An 18,426-nucleotide genomic window follows, 5' to 3' on the forward strand; every position below is an offset into this window, starting at 1 on the left:
GTATGGTATTTCATTTGAAGAAAATTTAACGTCCCAGCCAGCCACCATCTACAACTAATGTGTGACCGTTAACATAGTCTGATGCTGATGATGCCAAGAACACAGCTGCTCCAGCTAAATCTTCTGGTGTTCCCCAACGGCCTGCTGGTATTCTTTCTGAAATTTGACGATTTCTTGACTCATCATCTATAATGGCCGTATTCATTGCTGTTTCCATATATCCCGGAGCAATACAGTTCACATTTACACCTTGAACCGCCCATTCATTAGCAAGCGCTTTGGTGAATCCCATCACTGCTGATTTACTAGCAGTATAGGCAGGAATGGTATAACCGCCTTGAAAGGACAGTAGTGAGGCCATGTTAATCACTTTCCCGCTTCCTTGTTGCAGCATCACTTTACCAACCGATTGACATAGGAAAAAAACTGCATTCATATTAATTCGAATAACAAAATCCCAATCTTCTTGCGGAAACTCAACTGCTGGGTGTCTCTTTTGGACACCAGCATTGTTAACTAAAATGTCAATATGGCCATATTTCCGATGGATATTTTTTACCAACTCATCATATTTTTCAATCATGCCAAGATCAAATTCAATTGCCTCACACTTAACCCCTAATTCTTGAATATCCTTAACCGTATCTTCATTTTTTTTTCGGTCAATAATAATAATATCTGCTCCAGCTGTTGCAAGCCCTGTGGCAATTCCTTTACCAAGGCCTTGACTTGCTCCAGTAACAATGGCCAATTTCCCTGTTAAATCAAATAGTTTCATTCCTTTTCCCTCTCCCAGTCTAAGATTTTATTTACCAATTGTTGCGCGTATTTTGTAACGTATGAAAAGTCATTTGTTTGCAATGCTTTTTTTGATAGGTCGTTGCCAATACCAACACCGATCGCCCCACCATCAAGCCAATCCTTGATGGTTTCGAGATTAACACCACCTGTTGGTATAATTTCAACATCAGGTAATGGACCTTTAAAGCTTCTGATTGCATTGACTCCTAATAAATTTGCAGGGAATAATTTAATGAGAGTGCACCCTAATTTTAAAGCTTGAACCATATCCTTTAGGACAATTGTTCCTGGGATGACAAACACTTGACATAAATGACAAAGTTTAATAATTTCCTCATCAAAATGAGGGGTTACAACAAATTCACTTCCTGCATCTATGACATTTTGAGCTGCTTCTGAGCTTAAAACTGTTCCTGCTCCTACACATACAGTATCTTTGTAGTGATTCTTTACTTCTTTAATTAAATCCATTGCACCTGGGATGGTCATGGTTATTTCAATAATGTTTATACCGCCTTCAACAGCAGCATCTATTATTTTTCGAGCGTCTTCTTTTGAATCAGTCCTTATAACTGCGATTAATTTTTCCCTTTTGATTTTTTGATAAAGGGCAATTCTCTTCTCCATTTTTTTCACCTATCGTGTGACAATTTTTATTTTACCTAGAAACTCCTCTACCTCATCCATTGTCGGCAATCCCTCATAATCACCTTTTCTACCTACTACGATTGCACCAACTGCATTGGCGAGTTCAGTTCTTTCAGATATGGATAATTGATTTAAGTAGCCAACTAAATAGCCTGCACAGAAGCCATCACCAGCCCCAACAGAATCGACCTCAATAACTGGAAAGCTTTCAGCTTCAAATTTTTCAGTTGAGGTGGCGGAAATTGCTCCCTTTGCCCCTAGCTTCAAAATAACTTCTGGGATGCCCCAGTCCAGAAAACATTGGATACATTCATCAGGTGTTAAATTTGAATTATTTAACAATAGATGAGCCTCATTTAATCCGGGAAAAAATAGGTCTGACTTTTTCGCTAAAGGAAGCAGCACTTCCCTCATTGTTTCAACGTCCCACAGCTTCATTCTAATATTCGGATCAAAACTGACTTTCACCCCATTTTCTTTGGCTATGTCAACTGCTGTTTCAATTGTTTCTTGACAATTTTTACTTAATGCGGGGGTAATACCGGTGATATGAAGAATACGTGATGTTTTAATTAATTCAATTGGCAAATCTTCTGGATTCATGTGCGTTGCTGCTGAATTTTCCCGATAATAAAATACTCTCGGGTCGCCTGTTAGTGACTTCTCCTTCAGCATTAATCCCGTTCTCCCATCCGTTTGACGGACAGCTGAGGTATCAACGCCTTCAGCCCTTAACCTGTATAAAATCTCGTCACCAAAAGGGTCTTTTCCTAATAAGCTGAACCAACCAGACTTTCTCCCCAAACGTGAAATTCCAATCGCCACATTCGTTTCCGATCCACCTATACTTTTTGTAACGATCGTTTGCGTTTTTAGCTTTTGCTCAAAATCACTTGGCATAAATAGGCCCATTGTTTCCCCAATCGTTAATACATCCAATATCATAAATAGACCTCCTTAATCATCAAAACTGAACATTACCTTAATTGCATCACCTCCAGAAAGTAGTATGTCAAAGCCTTTTTGAGCCTGTTCAATAGGAAATACATGAGTTATCAATTTATCAAAAGGAAAATCAGAATTGATTAGCGTCACTGCTTTTTTAAAGTCTTCCTTTTCATACACACGGGTTCCTACTATATCAAGTTCTTTAAATTCAATATCAAGGAGGTGGAATTCTGCTGGTCTTCTATATGACCCAACAATTTCAATCGTTCCTTTCACACGGACAACCTTAGTTAATAAGGCCGCGACAGATGGATGAGCTGCACAGTCGAAGACAAGATCTGCTCCCACCCCTTCAGTAAAATCTTTAACAACCTGAATGACATCATCATGATTGGAGTCAATAGCCACAAACCCAAGACTTTTTACGACCTGTAGTCGGTAGGGATTCGTTTCTGCTACCATGATTCTCTCTATGCCCGATAATTTTAGAACTGCAGCTAAATTTAAACCGATTGTTCCAGCTCCAAAAATGACAGCTGTATCTCCTCTTTTAGCATTAGCGCGTTTTACAGCATGTACAGTAACAGCTAACGGTTCAATAAATGCGGCCGTTTTAAAAGATACGTTTTCTGGAATTGGAATGACTACATCCGCAGGCACCTTTACATATTCAGCCATCCCTCCAGCTGCATCAATCCCATACAATCCTAAATGTTCACAAACATAACTATGGCTACTCTTACAAGTAAAACATTCTCCACATGAAATAAGGGGATAGACTGTAACATGTTGACCTTCTTGAAAATGGCCGTTTCCTTGAACGATCGTTCCAGAAAATTCATGCCCAAGGATTAACGGAGGTGTGGCCCTCGGGTGAGAACCTGTATAAATATTTAAATCAGAACCGCAAATTCCGGCATGACTTACTTTTATTAATACTTCATCTGAGTTTGGAACAGGGATTGGAACATTTTTCACACTGATTTGTTGAGGTCCTTGATAAACGATGCTTTTCATAGTTTGATATGACATATTTTCATCCCTTTACATTTTCTGAAAAAACCTTATTTACCGGATATTCTGGCTTTTTGTTTGTTAACACTCTTAGAACCTCTTCGGCTGCCTTCCGTTTTAATTCTTGACCAGCCTCTATTGAGTACCACGCAATATGAGGTGTAGCTATAAAATTATCAAACTTAAATAATTCTGAATTAATTGGTGGTTCCGTTTCAAATACATCAAGAGCAGCACCAGCTATTTGCCGTTGTTCTAAAGCTTCTAAAAGGGCTTTTTCATCAATAATTCCGCCACGTGCAGTGTTAACTATATAGGCGGTTTCCTTCATCAACTGAAACTCTTCCCTACCTATTAAATTTCTTGTTTCTATTGTTAACGGAATATGGATTGAAATGATATCTGCTGTTGCTAGCATTTCCTCTAAGGTTACTGACTTTACGAAAGAAGGGAAATATTTCCGACTTCTCGTATGATCGTAACCAATCACATTCATGCCAAGTCCATGCACCTTCTCTGCTAAGCAGTTGCCGATTCTCCCTAAACCAATAACACCAACAGTTTGCTCTTGAAGTCGATATAATGGAATAGCTTTTTTGTAATCCCATTCATTGTTCTTTACATTTCGACTCATTTGAGGAATCTTCCGTGCTAGGGCCATCATTAACGCAAATGCATGGTCGGAAACCTCATTAACTCCATAATCAGGAACATTACATACTTGAACACCGTACTCACTTGCCGCATCTAAATCAATAGTATCTACGCCTACTCCATAACGGGATATCACTTTTAAGTTTGGTAAATGCTCGAAAACTCTTCTTGTAAACGGAGCATATTGGACAATTACACCTTCTGCCTCTTTACATTGTTCAATAACCTCTTCTTCGGTGGAACAATTGAACCACATTACATCACTTGTAATCGGTTTCAAAACCTCTTTTTCAATCTCAATAGAATCATGATCGCAATCCGTTATATAAACATTCATCAGATCACCCTTTAAATTTATTTGGTTTCGATCGTAACTTTATTTTGGAACTTTGTTCCGGAACTTTGTTCCAATTAAAATATAATTCTTTTTCATTTCGATGTCAACGCTTTCAACAAGGATTTTTTCTAAACAAAAAAAGGAATCGGCACGAAATAATCAATCATCCCTAACTGCTTTCAGCTTGAGTTAACGGTAGAAGAGTATTTCTCTTTAGTTTCTGGATAAATGGAAACTGAGATAAAATCATTTACTGGCATACATTTAAATACCAAAATGTAATCTTTATTATTTGAGACAAAAAAAAATCCTTTATCATGGATAAGTCAGGTGGCAACCCCTAAAAACCCATTAATAAAGGATATTTCATATAGAAAAATTTTACAAAAAAATACATTTGGACAATAAAGCTTCGATCTTCCCTCCAAATTCTATTTCTCGATTTAATGCATACAAAATATTTGTCTATATCTATGAACTAGTCTTGCACAAAATAATAGTTATTTTCTCCATTTTTTAAGAAGCCTTATTCTTATTATATATATCAAATGCAACCGCTAATAACAGAACAAGCCCTTTAATTCCTTGCTGCCAATCAATACCGAGCCCCATGAGTGACATACCGTTATTCATAACTCCCATAACAAGACCACCGACAATCGCTCCGCCGACCGTTCCGATCCCACCGTATGCGCTTGCCCCACCGATAAAACATGCAGCAATTGCATCCAGTTCGAAAAGGTTACCGGCTTTAGGAGTTGCTGCATTTAGCCGCGCTGCAAAGATTATCCCCGAGAGGGCTGATAATACTCCCATATTGACAAACACCAGGAAGGTGACTTTCTTTGTTTTTACCCCTGTAAGACTCGCAGCTTTTTCATTTCCTCCTATCGCATAAACATGTCTGCCCATGACTGTCTTCTTCATTACAAAAGTGTATAAAAGAATTAATGTAAATAGGATGATTAAAATCGTTGGAATTCCTTCATATGTCGCTAATACGTACGTGAATATATTAATGAGAGCGACAATACCTACCAATTTTCCAATGTATAGGCCATTGGAGGAAACCTCAAAGTCATAACGAAGTTGGTTTTTTCTGTTTCTTTGTTCCATTAGAATATAAATAATAGAAAAAACAAGCCCGAGTAAAATTGTTAAAATATGTAGCCCACCGTTTCCTATAGGATCAGGAATAAATCCTGAGCTTATGCCCTGGAAGGATTTTGGATAAGGGGCAATCGATTGGCCATCTAAGACAAGCATCGTTGCTCCTCTAAACAAAAGCATGCCTGCTAAGGTAACAATGAAGGCCGGGATTTTCACATACGCTATCCAAAAGCCTTGCCATGCACCAATCACTGCACCAATGATTAAACAAATAAGTATCGCCAAAATGGTTGGGATGTTATGGTTAATAATCAAGATACCTGATATCGCTCCTACAAATGCAGCAATTGACCCTACCGATAAATCAATATGTCCTGTAATAATAACAAGTACCATTCCAATAGCTAACACTAAAATATAACTGTTCTGCAAAATAATATTCGTAATATTTAACGGTTTAAGCAGTATTCCTTCGGTTAATAGTTGGAATAAGAGGATAATTAAGACCAGGGCAAAAAACATCCCGTATTGGCGCATATTGCTTTTCAATACTTGAAGTATGGAAGTTGTCGATTTATTTTCCAGACTAACGTCATTTTGAATTTGCGGCTTCATGCTCATGGTATTGCCCCCTTTCATATGTCATATATTTCATGATATTTTCTTGAGTGGCATCATCTTTCAATAATTCTCCTGTGATTCTTCCCTCACTCATAACGTATATTCGGTCGCACATCCCTAATATTTCCGGGAGCTCAGATGAGATCAGCAGTACCCCTTTATCTTCATTGGCCAGTTGGTTGATGATGGTATAAATCTCGTATTTTGCCCCAACGTCAATTCCTCTTGTTGGTTCATCCAAAATGAGGATATCCGGGTCTGAGAAAATCCATTTACTTAAGACAACCTTTTGCTGGTTTCCTCCGCTTAAATTACCCGTTTTCTGAAAAACACTTGGCGTTTTAATATTCATTTTTTGGCGAAAGCTTTCAGCTTCGATCACTTCTTTATGTTGATTCACGACTTTTGTTTTCGAAATTTTTTCTAAGTTGGATAAAGTGATGTTCGTTTTAATATCATCAATAAGAATTAAGCCATATTGTTTGCGATCTTCAGTGACATAGGCTAAACCATTGTTAATCGCATCTGGAATATTCTTTATATCAAGCTCTTTCCCATGTTTAAATAGGCGTCCGCTTATTTTTTGTCCATAAGATTTACCAAAAATACTCATCGCCAGTTCTGTTCTTCCCGCACCCATCAAACCAGCAATCCCTACAACTTCTCCTTTTTTTATCGTTAAATTAACTTGATCAATAATTTTCCGTTCACTATGAAGGGGATGATACACATTCCAATTTTCCACTGCAAAAATAACTTCTCCAATATTCGATACCCTTTCTGGATAGCGATTTGTTAAATCACGTCCAACCATTCCTTTAATGATTCGATCCTCAGATATACCTCCATCCATTACATCAATGGTTTCAATCGTTTGACCATCACGTAGAATCGTAATGGCGTCCGCCACTTTAGAAATTTCATTAAGTTTATGAGAAATGATAATGGACGTAATCCCTTGCTTCTTTAAATGTAATAAAAGATTAAGCAGGTTTTCACTATCATCTTCATTTAACGCAGCAGTAGGCTCATCTAGTATTAGAAGCTTAACCTCTTTTGATAGAGCCTTCGCAATTTCCACTAACTGCTGTTTTCCAACTCCAATATTTGTTATTAACGTAGATGGCGATTCTGCTAACCCTACCGTTTTCAATAGCTTTTTTGTTTTGACTGTCGTTTCATTCCAGTTAATAATCCCTCTTCTCGATTGTTCATTTCCAAGAAAAATATTTTCTGCAATCGAAAGCTCAGGAATTAACGCGAGCTCTTGATGGATAATCACAATTCCTAATTTTTCACTTTGTTTAATATCCTTGAATTGACAAGTGTTTCCTTTAAAAAGAATATCCCCTGAGTAGGAACCATACGGATATACTCCGCTCAGCACCTTCATAAGCGTTGATTTACCAGCTCCATTCTCCCCGCATAAAGCATGGATTTCTCCCTCTTTCACTTGTAAATTGACATTATCAAGCGCTTTTACCCCTGGAAATTCCTTTGTAATTCCAATCATTTCTAAAATAAATTTCGACATACACTCACCTCGCCTTCAAAATGTATGAAATAATTTAGTGATTGTTTTAGGAACAACCACTAAATCATTTCATCGGCTTTAAAAATTACTGAAGCTGGTCCGCCGTATAGTAACCGCTGTCAACTAAGACTGATTCATAATTTGTAATGTCAACTGACACTGGTTCTAATAGATAAGAAGGGACAACTTTTACCTCATTATCATAAGTCTCAGTATCATTCACTTCCGCTTCTTCTCCTTTTAACACTGCTTCAGCCATTTCAACAGCCTTTTTTGCCAATTCACGCGTATCTTTAAATACGGTTTGTGTCTGCTCACCAGCAATGATTGATTTAATAGAAGCTAGTTCAGCGTCCTGTCCAGTAACAATTGGAATTGGTTTATCAGCTGAACCATAGCCAACACCTTTTAAAGACGAAAGAATACCTATGCTAATCCCATCATATGGTGATAAAACGGCATCTACATTTTCAGTTGTATAATTTGAGCTTAATAGATTATCCATTCGAGCTTGGGCTGTTGCTCCATCCCAACGTAAAGTAGCCACTTGCTCAAAATCAGTTTGACCACTTTGCACAACTAATTTACCAGAATCTATATATGGTTGTAGTATTGACATAGCACCATCAAAGAAGAAGTATGCATTATTATCATCAGGTGATCCTGCAAACAATTCGATGTTAAATGGACCTTTCCCATCTTTTAATCCCAATTTCTCTTCGATATAAGAGCCTTGCTGAACCCCAACTTTAAAATTATCAAAAGTTGCGTAATAGCTTACATGCTCTGATTTTTTAATTAAACGATCGTAGGCGATAACCTTAATATCTTGCGCTGCTGCTTTCTCCAGGACATCGGTTAATGCTTCGCCGTCAATGGAAGCGATAACAAGAATATTGACGCCTTTTGTAATCATGTTTTCAATTTGAGAAACTTGATTTTCCACGACATCCTCTGCATACTGTAAGTCCACTTTATAGCCTAATTTTTCAAACTCCTCTTTCATGTAGTTTCCATCATTTATCCATCTTTCAGATGATTTCGTTGGCATGGCAATTCCTACAAACCCTTTGTCTCCATCTCCACCACTTGACTCACTGCTACCAGAACAAGCAGCAAGTGTAAAGACAAGAGTGAAGAGCAACAAAAATCCTAGAACCTTTTTCATTGAAGTACCTCACTTTCATTTCTTTTTTTATACATACAACCCGATTAAAGGTGTACGTCCAAGAACAACCATTAGAATACGCTTTCATTTTAATATGAAAAATTAGATGTACGTACAATAACAACGTTATAACATCGGATTCCTTACATCCAAAACACAATTGTACGTACAAATATTATAGGATATTATTACCAATTTTTGCAATAGTTAAATTTTAAATATTTAAAATTTTCTTAATTTGATAGTTTGAAAGCTAAATCACGGATTTTCAAATCCTGCTTAAATGAAACCAGCTTTGTCTCTTTGTTAATAATGACATACTCTATTCCAGCCATTTCCGCCCAATCAACGAGTTGTTCCGTTGTAATTTGAGTCGAGAATACTGTATGATGGGCACCACCCGCGTATATCCATGCGGCTGCAGATTCACTTAAAGAAGGATATGGCTTCCATAGTACTCTTGCAACTGGTAATTTAGGCATCTCCTTCGGCGCCTTCACTGCTTCTACCTCATTAATAATCAGACGGAAGCGATTTCCTAAGTCAATTAAAGAAGCGTTAATTGCCGGACCTTCAACTCCATCAAACACAAGACGTGCAGGATCTTCTTTTCCGCCAATTGCTAGTGGATGAACCTCTATCCTTGGCTTATTAGCCGCAACAGATGGACATATTTCCAGCATGTGAGAACCTAAGACAAGCTCATTCCCTCGTTCAAAATGATAGGTGTAATCTTCCATAAAAGAGGTTTCTTTCCCTGCCGCCATAATTTTCAAGACTCTAGTCATTGCTGCTGTTTTCCAATCCCCTTCTCCGCCAAAACCGTAGCCTTTTGCCATTAAACGCTGGACGGCTAAGCCAGGTAGCTGCTTCAGTCCATGAAGATCCTCAAAGGAAGTAGTAAATGCTCCAAAATTTCCTTCTTCTAAAAAGGCAGTTAAACCGAGTTCAATTCTTGCCTGTTCACGAATAGCATCCCTAACCTGTCCTCCCCGTCTTCCTTCAGGTATGATATCGTATAATTCATCGTATTCATCTAGCAATTCTGAAACGGCGGATTCTGAAATATCATTAACCATGGAAACTAAGTCCCCTACACCGTACCCATTGGTCGACCATCCAAATTGAATTTGCGCCTCAACCTTATCACCTTCTGTGACAGCTACTTGCCGCATGTTATCTCCGAAGCGAGCAACCTTTAATTGTTTCCCTTCAACAAATGCTACGGCAGTATACATCCACTTCTCTAATTTGTCTCTTACAGATGAATGATTCCAATAACCTACCACCACTTTTCGTGGTACTCCCATTCGAGTTGTCATGAAGCCAAATTCACGATCCCCGTGCGCTGATTGATTTAAATTCATGAAATCCATATCAATTTGGCTCCACGGAATATCTTGGTTAAACTGAGTATGCAGGTGAAGCATTGGCTTTTGTAGCGATGCTAAACCGGCTATCCACATTTTTGCAGGGGAAAAAGTGTGCATCCAAGCAATAATCCCTGCACAATTTGGATTTGAGTTTGCTTCAAACATAAACTTGTGAATGCCCTCTGGTGTAGTTAAAACCGGTTTAAAGACGATTTTAAAGGACAGAGATGAATCATTTAATCCGGCAATCATTTGTTTTGCATGATCCTCAACCTCTAATAAAGATTCTGCTCCATATAAATGCTGACTTCCTGTAACAAACCAAAATTCATACTGTTCTAATCCACGCACAACGTTGCCTCCCCCAATTAATTTTTCACTTTCATTTTCTGGTAGACGACTTCCTCTCTAATCGCTTTTAAGCGTTTCATTACATCATTGTCTCCTCGGCCAAAGTAATCGTGCAACGCCGAATACTCTTTATAAAGTTTCTCGTAAATTTCCACATTTTCAGGAATTGGCTTAAAGGACTCTTCACGAACACGGCCCATCTTGTTTGCCGCATCAACGATGGAATCATAGCCGCCATTTTCCCTGCCTGCTGCAACTGCTGCAAACACTGCAGCACCTAAGGCAGGTGTTTGGCGAGAGGCGGCCACCTTTATTTCAAGATTTGTGACATCTGCATAAATTTGCATAAGAAGCCTATTTTTTTGTGGTAAACCTCCGCAGGCATAGAGCTCATATACAGGAACGCCATGCTGATTGAAAGCGTCAACAATTTTGCGTGTGCCGAATGCAGTTGCCTCAAGCAAAGACCGGTAGATCTCCTCCGGCTTGGTTAATAAGCTCATTCCCAAAAGTATGCCTGTTAAATCTGTATCAACAAGAACCGAACGGTTTCCATTCCACCAATCTAAAGCCAGTAATCCCGTTTCACCTGGCATATATGTTGCTGCCTGTTTCTCCAGCCATTCATGAATATTCATCCCTGCTCGTTCAGCCGCTTCCTTTGTATAAACGGGAACCCCTTGATCCACATACCAGGCAAAAATATCACCTACAGCGGATTGACCGGCTTCATATCCTAGATAACCAGGAATAATACCGTCTTCTACAACCCCGCACATTCCCTCTACTTCTTTTTCTTCTTCACCAAGGAGCATATGGCAAATCGACGTACCCATAACCATAACCATTTTTCCCGGAGTGACAACTCCGACAGCAGGTACTGCCGCATGGGCATCAACATTTCCAACAGCAACAGCTATTCCAGGGATTAATCCCATAGAAAATGCCATTTCCTCTGATAAAGTTCCCGCCCTTGATCCAAGCGGTACAATTTCACCTCGAAGTTTAGTTTCTGTTAAATACTCTAATCGAGGATCTAATTCCTTAAAAAAATCATTCGCTGGATAGCCCTCTCTTTTGTGCCAAATCGATTTATACCCAGCTGTACAGCTATTTCTCTTGATATTTCCGGTCATTTTATAAACTACCCAGTCCGTTGCCTCTAAGAACAAATCCGTCCGTTTATAGATATCCGGTGCTTCATTTAGAATTTGCCAGACCTTTGCGATCATCCACTCAGAGGAAATTTTCCCTCCGTATCGTTTAAGAAACTTTTCTCCCCGCTGCCCGGCAATCTCATTTAATCGGTTCGCTTCGCTTTGGGCAGCATGGTGTTTCCATAGCTTTACCCAGCTGTGCGGTTTTCCTGCAAACTCTTCCAAAAGACAAAGAGGGGTACCGTTTTCATCAACCGGCAGCATTGTACATGCCGTAAAGTCGATGCCTATCCCGACGATTTGTTGTGAACTTACTCCGGATAAATTCATAATTTCTGGGACAGATCGTATGAGAACGTCAATATAATCATTTGGATGTTGAAGAGCCCAATCATGTTCTAATTCCTCTCCAGTTCCCGGAAGATTTTTGTCGATAACCCCGTGGGCGTAAGGAGTCACATGCTCCGCTACCTCAGTACCATCTGATAAATCCACCAGCACAGCACGCCCCGACTCTGTACCGTAGTCAATGCCAATTACATATTTTCTTTCCATTAGCTTCACCCTTGCTATCTGTTATTTTTGACCATAATAAGCATTCACACCATGCTTTCTAAGAAAATGCCTATCTAGTAATCTTTGATCGATTGGTTTTAAATCTTTATTTAGAAGATAGGTATGCGTTGCTATTTTGGCTACTTCTTCAAGTACGACAGCGTTATGAACGGCATTGTCAGCATCTTTCCCCCAAACAAAAGGAGCATGGCCATGGACAAGAACCCCCGGAATAGATAACGGCTTTAACCCTCGATTTTTAAACGTTTCTACAATTACTTGACCCGTCTCAATCTCGTAATTCCCAATAATTTCCTTCTCAGACAATTCTCTTGTACACGGTACTTCCCCATAAAAATAGTCAGCATGAGTCGTTCCCAACACAGGGATTCCCTTGCCAGCCTGCGCCCAACTAGTCGCATTCGCGGAATGTGTGTGGACAATCCCACCTATCTCAGAGAAAGTCCGGTATAAAACTAAATGAGTCGGAGTATCTGATGATGGTCGTAAATCCCCTTCGACCACTTCCCCATCGTTTAAACGAACAACGACCATATCATTTACTTTTAACTTATTGTAAGGTACACCGCTCGGCTTAATGACCATCAGCTCTTGTTCCCGGTTCACTCCACTCACGTTCCCCCATGTAAACGCTACCAATTGATACCGTGGTAAATCTAAGTTTGCTGCAAGAACTTCTTCCTTTAATTGCTTGAGCATTGCACTCACTCCTTTTGGAAAAAGATAACTATAAACCCATTATATATATGTACGTACAAGTTGACAACTATTTTTCGAATATATCACTAAAATTTGTATTTTTTTTTCATAATGTACGTACATGTTAAAGCAAAAAAACTGACCTTTTCTTAAAAAAAAGTCAGTTTTTATTTATATCTTTTGTAGAATTCCGAATAACTAGCTCCGGTTCATAGACCACTTGATCATTCACCGATAATTCTTTCCCTTCTTCAAGGGCATCTACAATCATTTTTGCTGCAAGCAATCCCATTTCTGTTTGAGGATGGGTTAAGGTAGTGAATTTCACCTCTGAAGCTACCGCAAGTTGAGAATCATCAAACCCTACAATTGAAATATCTTCAGGTACCCTCAGTTGCATATCACGGAGAACATTTAAAATCATGAGGGCAATCTCATCATTATAACAGAAAAAAGCTGTGGGAGGATTCGCCTCTTTTAATAATTTTTGTACCTCTTGAATCGGTTTCGTATGCCTATCCTCAGTATGAAAAGTAATCATCGTACCTGGCAAAATCGAGATATTATGTTCCCGCAACGCTCTCATAAATCCTTTCATCCGATTGACACCCTGCTTGTCATCGATCTTGAAAATTCCCCCAATTCTCCGATGACCTAACCGAAGAAGATGCTCTCCTGCCTTGAATCCTCCAAGCTCATCATCAACAGTAATACTTGCTGGTTGAAGCTCCGAATAAAATGCATTAATCATCACATAGGGGATATGGTTTTTTTCAATACTTAAGTACGTATTCAGATTTGGATTATAAAGTGCACTTTTCGTCGGTTCTACAATGAGCCCATCAAGTTTTTTTCCGAGCATATTTTCGAGACATTTACGCTCTCTGCTAATATCATGATTTGTACTTGCCAATATCAAGTTATACCCTTTTTCACTTAAATAGGATTCTATTCCTCGAATGATGGATGGAAAAATATAATCGGAAATCGATGTCGTAATAATGCCAATGGTCCGATCAATTTGTTTAAGATTCCTCTTGCTTTGGTTCTTACAAAATGTCCCCCTTCCTTGTTGTCTGTACAACCACTCTTCATGAACAAGTTCACTCAGAGCCTGTCTAATTGTATGTCGGCTGACTCCGAAAGATTCAGCCAGTTCGTGTTCTGACTGGATCTTCTCATCAGGCTGAATGATTCCCTCTAGAATCCAAGATTTTATCTCTTCTTTTATCTGCTTGTACTTTATTGTCATGGTCTTCACTCACTTGTACGTTCATATTTTGTATTTCTCTTAATTATACAAGAAAAATAGAAAAAATCAGCGTTTTTATAAAAATTGTACGTACAGATAGTGATGTAACTTTATTTTTTCTCATCTTCTATTCATTTTCTCTAAACAAAGAGAGAATGAATAAAGGATTATTTCAACAAAAACAAACGAATGATTTTTAAGAACCTTTCTTATATTTATTGTTAGTGAACACAACTAGAAAATACTCACCGCACTCGAAGTAGCTGAACTAGTAAAATTGTCAAAATGTAAAATCTGTGCACTTGCTAAGACAATATAGTCAATTTCATTCAATAAAAGTAAAACATTAATAAGGTATGTGCACCCATCTAGCAAATTTAACGTATTATTTATGCCAAAATTTATTTTATATACTCAATCAACCAACAATCTCGATATTCTCCTTCATGAAGTTCATTTTTGGGCAAAAGTTTGACCCTTTCAAAACCACACTTTTCATAACATCGAATTGCTCTCTTATTCGATGTTTGAGGATCCATAACCACTCTATCTGCTTGTTTCTGTTCAACTAAAAACTCTACCATTGATTTAACAAGAAGGGTTCCAATACCCCTATTCCAATATTCGATTTCTCCTATAAATTGATCAATTCCATATATAATATCAGGAACATCTACATACCCATACAAATTTCTTGTCTCATTATCCAATTGATAATATTGGGTATATCCAATTTCAATATTTTCAAACTCTACAATACATCCGATTACACCGTTTTTACACTGATAAAATTTCTTATTTACCTTTCTAAATCAAAAGGATTGTCTCTTCCTTCATAATATTCAAGAACTAAAGGGTCAGAAAGCCATTTAGCCAATAAATAGTTATCCTTCAATTCTAATTTACGAACTAATAACTTACCATTTTGGAATAACATTTTTATCTCCTCTAGCAAAATCAATTTTAATATTAAATTCGTTATTTTAGATAGAAATTCCTTTAAATCCCCATTTTATAAAGCTAACTGAAAATACAAGTCTTCAGGCAGGTATCTTTTCTTTAGGTGTTTACAATGGTTTTATATTTATTTTCGCAACTTTTTTACCCATAAAACGATTACTTTTGAGAAAGGAGAGAGAAAGAAAAACAAATTCAGAAACAAAAAGAACTAAAGCGGAGCGCCTTACAAAAGTTTATTAGCGAGGAAAAATCTAAACAGGAGTATAATGACTTTGTAAATATGGTTCAAGAAAAGCTACAACAACTTGAGTTAGAAAAAGGAGATGGCAGAAAGTCACGAACCAAGTAATATCTCTCCCATCATAGAGCAACTTAAAGGGTTTTTACATTTCAATATAGTAACATCCGAGGCGTTATCACAGTTAATTGATAAAATCGAACCGAAAATACTATCAGTTTGCACGGATTGAGGGGTACACTTCCCCTCAATCATTTTTTAAAACTAACTGTGAAATGGACTCCACGTGCCTTGAATGGTCAATAAAGATGCCGCTTGAGCCTGGCGGGGCTTTGGCAGAATGTTTTTAATTTCAAACGTTTGCTGTAAAAAGTTAAACTGGGCTTATTATCCTGCCATCTAGATGCTCTGGAGGACTAAGCTTTAGCTGGTGAACATTATAAATAACTGTTGATAATTTATCTAAATAAAATTATTACATTCCTTTATCCTCGAAACTCAATTAATTCGCCATCTGGGCCTTGAAAAACAACTTTTTTCCAGCCTGTTTCCTGAGGTGTTCCTGCCGGGAAATATGAAGTATAATTCCTCCATATTATAATTTATAAACCTTTACCTGTTAAATTATCTCCTGACTTATTCAATAAACGCTAAGGGGGCAAAATTCCGTTGCTTATTAATGAGCGCCTTAGAAAGTCCTACTTTATAGCTTTTTAAACTCTATTTATTTTGAAAACAAATGACCAGTCCGGGAATATTTCAAATTATGCCATTATACATACCCAACCATTATTCTCCTTATTGATTCCCCTACTTTGATAGAAGCGACTAGCTAATCCCTTGCGCTTTCGATTCGTCTTAGTTTCTCAGTGTCCCGAGCTGGAGATAAACCGAAGAAGCGGGAGTACTCTCGATTAAACTGTGAGGGACTCCGATAGCCAACTTGATATGCAGCACTGGCTACAGCATAGCCCTCAAATGCAATGAGGTTTCTAGCCTCCAAAAGCCTTAATTGCTTTTGAAATTGAATAGGGCTTAAACCCGTTGCCCGTTTAAACTGACGGTGAAAGGTATTTATAGCCATACCAGATTTTGATGCCATCTCACCGATTTCTATTGGCCTCGTGTAATTATCGCGGAGCCATTTTACAGTCTGAGAAATCTTAGAGAAATTACTTTCTCGCAAGCCAAGTTGCCTCAGATACCATCCTTGCGGTCCCATCAGAACGCGGTAAAGGATTTCTCGTTCATAAGCTGGTGCAAGAGCTGGAATATCTCTTGGTGTTTTCGTTAATCTCAATAAGCGCAGCCATGCCTTCATAAATTCAATGTCTATTTCACAAGCTTCGAAATGTTCAGAAGCAGTTGGTATTAGATCTTCGGGAAGATCTCTTAATAAGCTCTGAAGAACATTCTGATTCAACCCAAGACCGAGGGCCATGTAAGGACGGCCATCACGGTCTGGATGTACACTCGCGGTTACAGGAACATGTACCGGTAACACGTGATATGAAGGACCTTTCAGGGTAGTGCTACGCTCCCCAATTGAAAGGATCTTTGTTCCTTGAACTGTAAAACCAATCATCGGACTGTAGAGCGCTGCGAGTTGATGCGCTGGAATATCTCCCTTAATCATGCTTAGCCCCGGTACACCGGTTTCAATTGGTCGAGTACCTGCTTTATTCATTAGCTCGATAATTTCATCCAAAACTTTATTCATACACATATTCTATCACATGACTTCCTATTACTCAACACAACCCTGTAACTATTAGGCATTTTTAGGCTATTTTTATGAAAAAAACAGGTGATAATACGGATGTTTCAAAGAGTGGTTGGTGATTTTAGGCAATTAAAAGGCATTATTGAATCTAGATTATTTCAGAGAAACGACTAAAATAAAATCTAGATTGAACACAAAAAGGAGGATTCTATGAAAATTGCAATCGTAACAGGTGGAAGTAATGGCATTGGAAAAGCGACTGCGCTTGAACTTGGCAAGCGCGGAATTAGCGTCATTCTCACCTACAATTCTTATCAGGATAGGGCAGAAGCAGTCGTTAAGGAAATTGAGAAAAATAAAGGAGTTCGGGCCGTAGCACTAAAGTTGGATCTGACTCAAATATCAACATTCGAAGGTTTCGTTCTGGAGGTGAAAAGGAACCTCAAAGAAATTTGGAACAGAACGACTTTTGATTACCTAGTCAATAATGGCGGTGTTGGTGGGTCAATGATGTTGGCCGAAATGAGCGAAGAGTACTTCGACAAGATTCTTAATACGAACTTTAAAGGACCCGTTTTTTTAACACAACACCTCGTCCGATTCATGGATGATGCTGGAGCCATCGTAAATACCACGAGTACAGCCAAGAACCAAGCATTTCCAGGGTACTCCGTCTACGGCTCGTTAAAAGCAGCATTCTCATCTTGGAATCGCTACATTGCCAAAGAACTTGCACCACGTAAAATTCGGGTCAACGCAGTTTCTCCCGGTCCTACGCACAGCAACTTTGGCGATGGAGCATTCGATAAACATCCTGAATTCATCCAGCCGCTGGCAGAGCAATCTGCATTTGGCAGAATCGGCCAACCCGAAGATCTTGCAAAGGTCATTGTGAACCTATTGTCCGATGATTTCGGCTGGGTTACAGCCCAGGACATTGAAGTGTCTGGCGGACATTTGCTTTAAGAATGCGAGGACGACATGGGAGTCTAATATTTCTGTCCAAAATGACTAAAGAAAAAGACGTGAAAGCTTCGTAGGCTCTCGCGTCTTTAATAATAGTCTTTTTAAATAAGGAGGAACGATATTTTCTACTTCCTCTCCCGGACAATGAAGAAGAACTGACTTTAATTTTCCTATTTCACTGTATATACAAATACTATGGTCTAAAGACATGTTCTCACCCGCCATATACTATTTTAAACATAATTCTTTGACCAAAATAATAAAAGGCAGATAAACATTGAAGAAAAAATATATTA

General features: G+C 38.4%; 14 protein-coding genes and 1 pseudogene. 1 reads left to right on the top strand and 14 read right to left on the bottom strand.

The features are described 5' to 3' along the window. Positions 1–25: 25 nt before the first annotated feature. From kduD to NST02_RS21360, 14 genes and pseudogenes are all read right to left on the bottom strand, one after another. The gene (kduD, locus tag NST02_RS21290; RefSeq protein ID WP_095309763.1) at positions 26–778 is read right to left on the bottom strand and encodes a 2-dehydro-3-deoxy-D-gluconate 5-dehydrogenase KduD; all 753 of its coding nucleotides are present in this window, start codon (positions 776–778) and stop codon (positions 26–28) included. Beyond that, on the bottom strand, positions 775–1,428 hold the full coding sequence (locus NST02_RS21295) for a bifunctional 2-keto-4-hydroxyglutarate aldolase/2-keto-3-deoxy-6-phosphogluconate aldolase (protein ID WP_095309807.1): 654 nt from the start codon (positions 1,426–1,428) through the stop codon (positions 775–777). The genes kduD and NST02_RS21295 overlap by 4 nt, the downstream gene beginning before the upstream one ends. A 9-nt stretch (positions 1,429–1,437) precedes the next feature. Beyond that, positions 1,438–2,394, bottom strand: coding sequence for a sugar kinase (locus NST02_RS21300; protein ID WP_095309765.1), 957 nt, complete (start codon positions 2,392–2,394; stop codon positions 1,438–1,440). A 12-nt stretch (positions 2,395–2,406) separates the two neighbouring features. Further along, on the bottom strand, positions 2,407–3,429 hold the full coding sequence (locus NST02_RS21305) for a zinc-dependent alcohol dehydrogenase (protein WP_095309767.1): 1,023 nt from the start codon (positions 3,427–3,429) through the stop codon (positions 2,407–2,409). 4 nt (positions 3,430–3,433) lie between these two features. Next, complete coding sequence (locus tag NST02_RS21310; RefSeq protein ID WP_095309768.1) at positions 3,434–4,402, bottom strand: C-terminal binding protein; 969 nt, start codon at positions 4,400–4,402, stop codon at positions 3,434–3,436. A 516-nt stretch (positions 4,403–4,918) separates the two neighbouring features. Next, entirely contained in the window at positions 4,919–6,127 is a 1,209-nt protein-coding gene (gene mmsB, locus NST02_RS21315) for a multiple monosaccharide ABC transporter permease (RefSeq protein WP_095309809.1), read from the bottom strand. Continuing rightward, positions 6,105–7,667: a multiple monosaccharide ABC transporter ATP-binding protein gene (gene mmsA / locus NST02_RS21320; RefSeq protein WP_095309770.1), complete on the bottom strand. Its 1,563-nt coding sequence runs from the start codon at positions 7,665–7,667 to the stop codon at positions 6,105–6,107. The genes mmsB and mmsA overlap by 23 nt, the downstream gene beginning before the upstream one ends. A gap of 85 nt (positions 7,668–7,752) precedes the next feature. Beyond that, on the bottom strand, positions 7,753–8,835 hold the full coding sequence (gene chvE / locus NST02_RS21325; RefSeq protein ID WP_137742945.1) for a multiple monosaccharide ABC transporter substrate-binding protein: 1,083 nt from the start codon (positions 8,833–8,835) through the stop codon (positions 7,753–7,755). A gap of 233 nt (positions 8,836–9,068) precedes the next feature. Continuing rightward, the gene (araA, locus tag NST02_RS21330) at positions 9,069–10,559 is read right to left on the bottom strand and encodes an L-arabinose isomerase (RefSeq protein WP_095309773.1); all 1,491 of its coding nucleotides are present in this window, start codon (positions 10,557–10,559) and stop codon (positions 9,069–9,071) included. Between the two features lie 17 nt (positions 10,560–10,576). Beyond that, positions 10,577–12,271 carry a ribulokinase gene (locus NST02_RS21335; protein ID WP_095309775.1) on the bottom strand — a complete coding sequence of 565 codons (1,695 nt, stop codon included), beginning with the start codon at positions 12,269–12,271 and terminating at the stop codon, positions 10,577–10,579. Between the two features lie 21 nt (positions 12,272–12,292). After that, a complete protein-coding gene (araD, locus tag NST02_RS21340) occupies positions 12,293–12,991 on the bottom strand; it encodes an L-ribulose-5-phosphate 4-epimerase (RefSeq protein WP_137742946.1) in 699 nt (232 codons plus the stop codon). A gap of 160 nt (positions 12,992–13,151) precedes the next feature. Continuing rightward, the gene (locus NST02_RS21345) at positions 13,152–14,243 is read right to left on the bottom strand and encodes a GntR family transcriptional regulator (protein WP_340949760.1); all 1,092 of its coding nucleotides are present in this window, start codon (positions 14,241–14,243) and stop codon (positions 13,152–13,154) included. Between the two features lie 401 nt (positions 14,244–14,644). Beyond that, positions 14,645–15,180 (bottom strand): annotated as a pseudogene (locus NST02_RS21350) (GNAT family N-acetyltransferase). 1,093 nt (positions 15,181–16,273) lie between these two features. After that, positions 16,274–17,167 (bottom strand): AraC family transcriptional regulator, encoded by an 894-nt coding sequence (locus tag NST02_RS21360; RefSeq protein ID WP_340949761.1) that lies wholly within the window; start codon positions 17,165–17,167, stop codon positions 16,274–16,276. A gap of 207 nt (positions 17,168–17,374) precedes the next feature. Here NST02_RS21360 and NST02_RS21365 point away from each other — a divergent pair, with 207 nt between their 5' ends. Continuing rightward, positions 17,375–18,130, top strand: coding sequence for an SDR family NAD(P)-dependent oxidoreductase (locus NST02_RS21365; protein ID WP_340949762.1), 756 nt, complete (start codon positions 17,375–17,377; stop codon positions 18,128–18,130). The last annotated feature ends 296 nt before the right edge of the window (positions 18,131–18,426 follow it).

The sequence above is a fragment of the Robertmurraya sp. FSL W8-0741 genome (genome assembly GCF_038004005.1).
Classification (GTDB): domain Bacteria; phylum Bacillota; class Bacilli; order Bacillales; family Cytobacillaceae; genus Robertmurraya; species Robertmurraya siralis.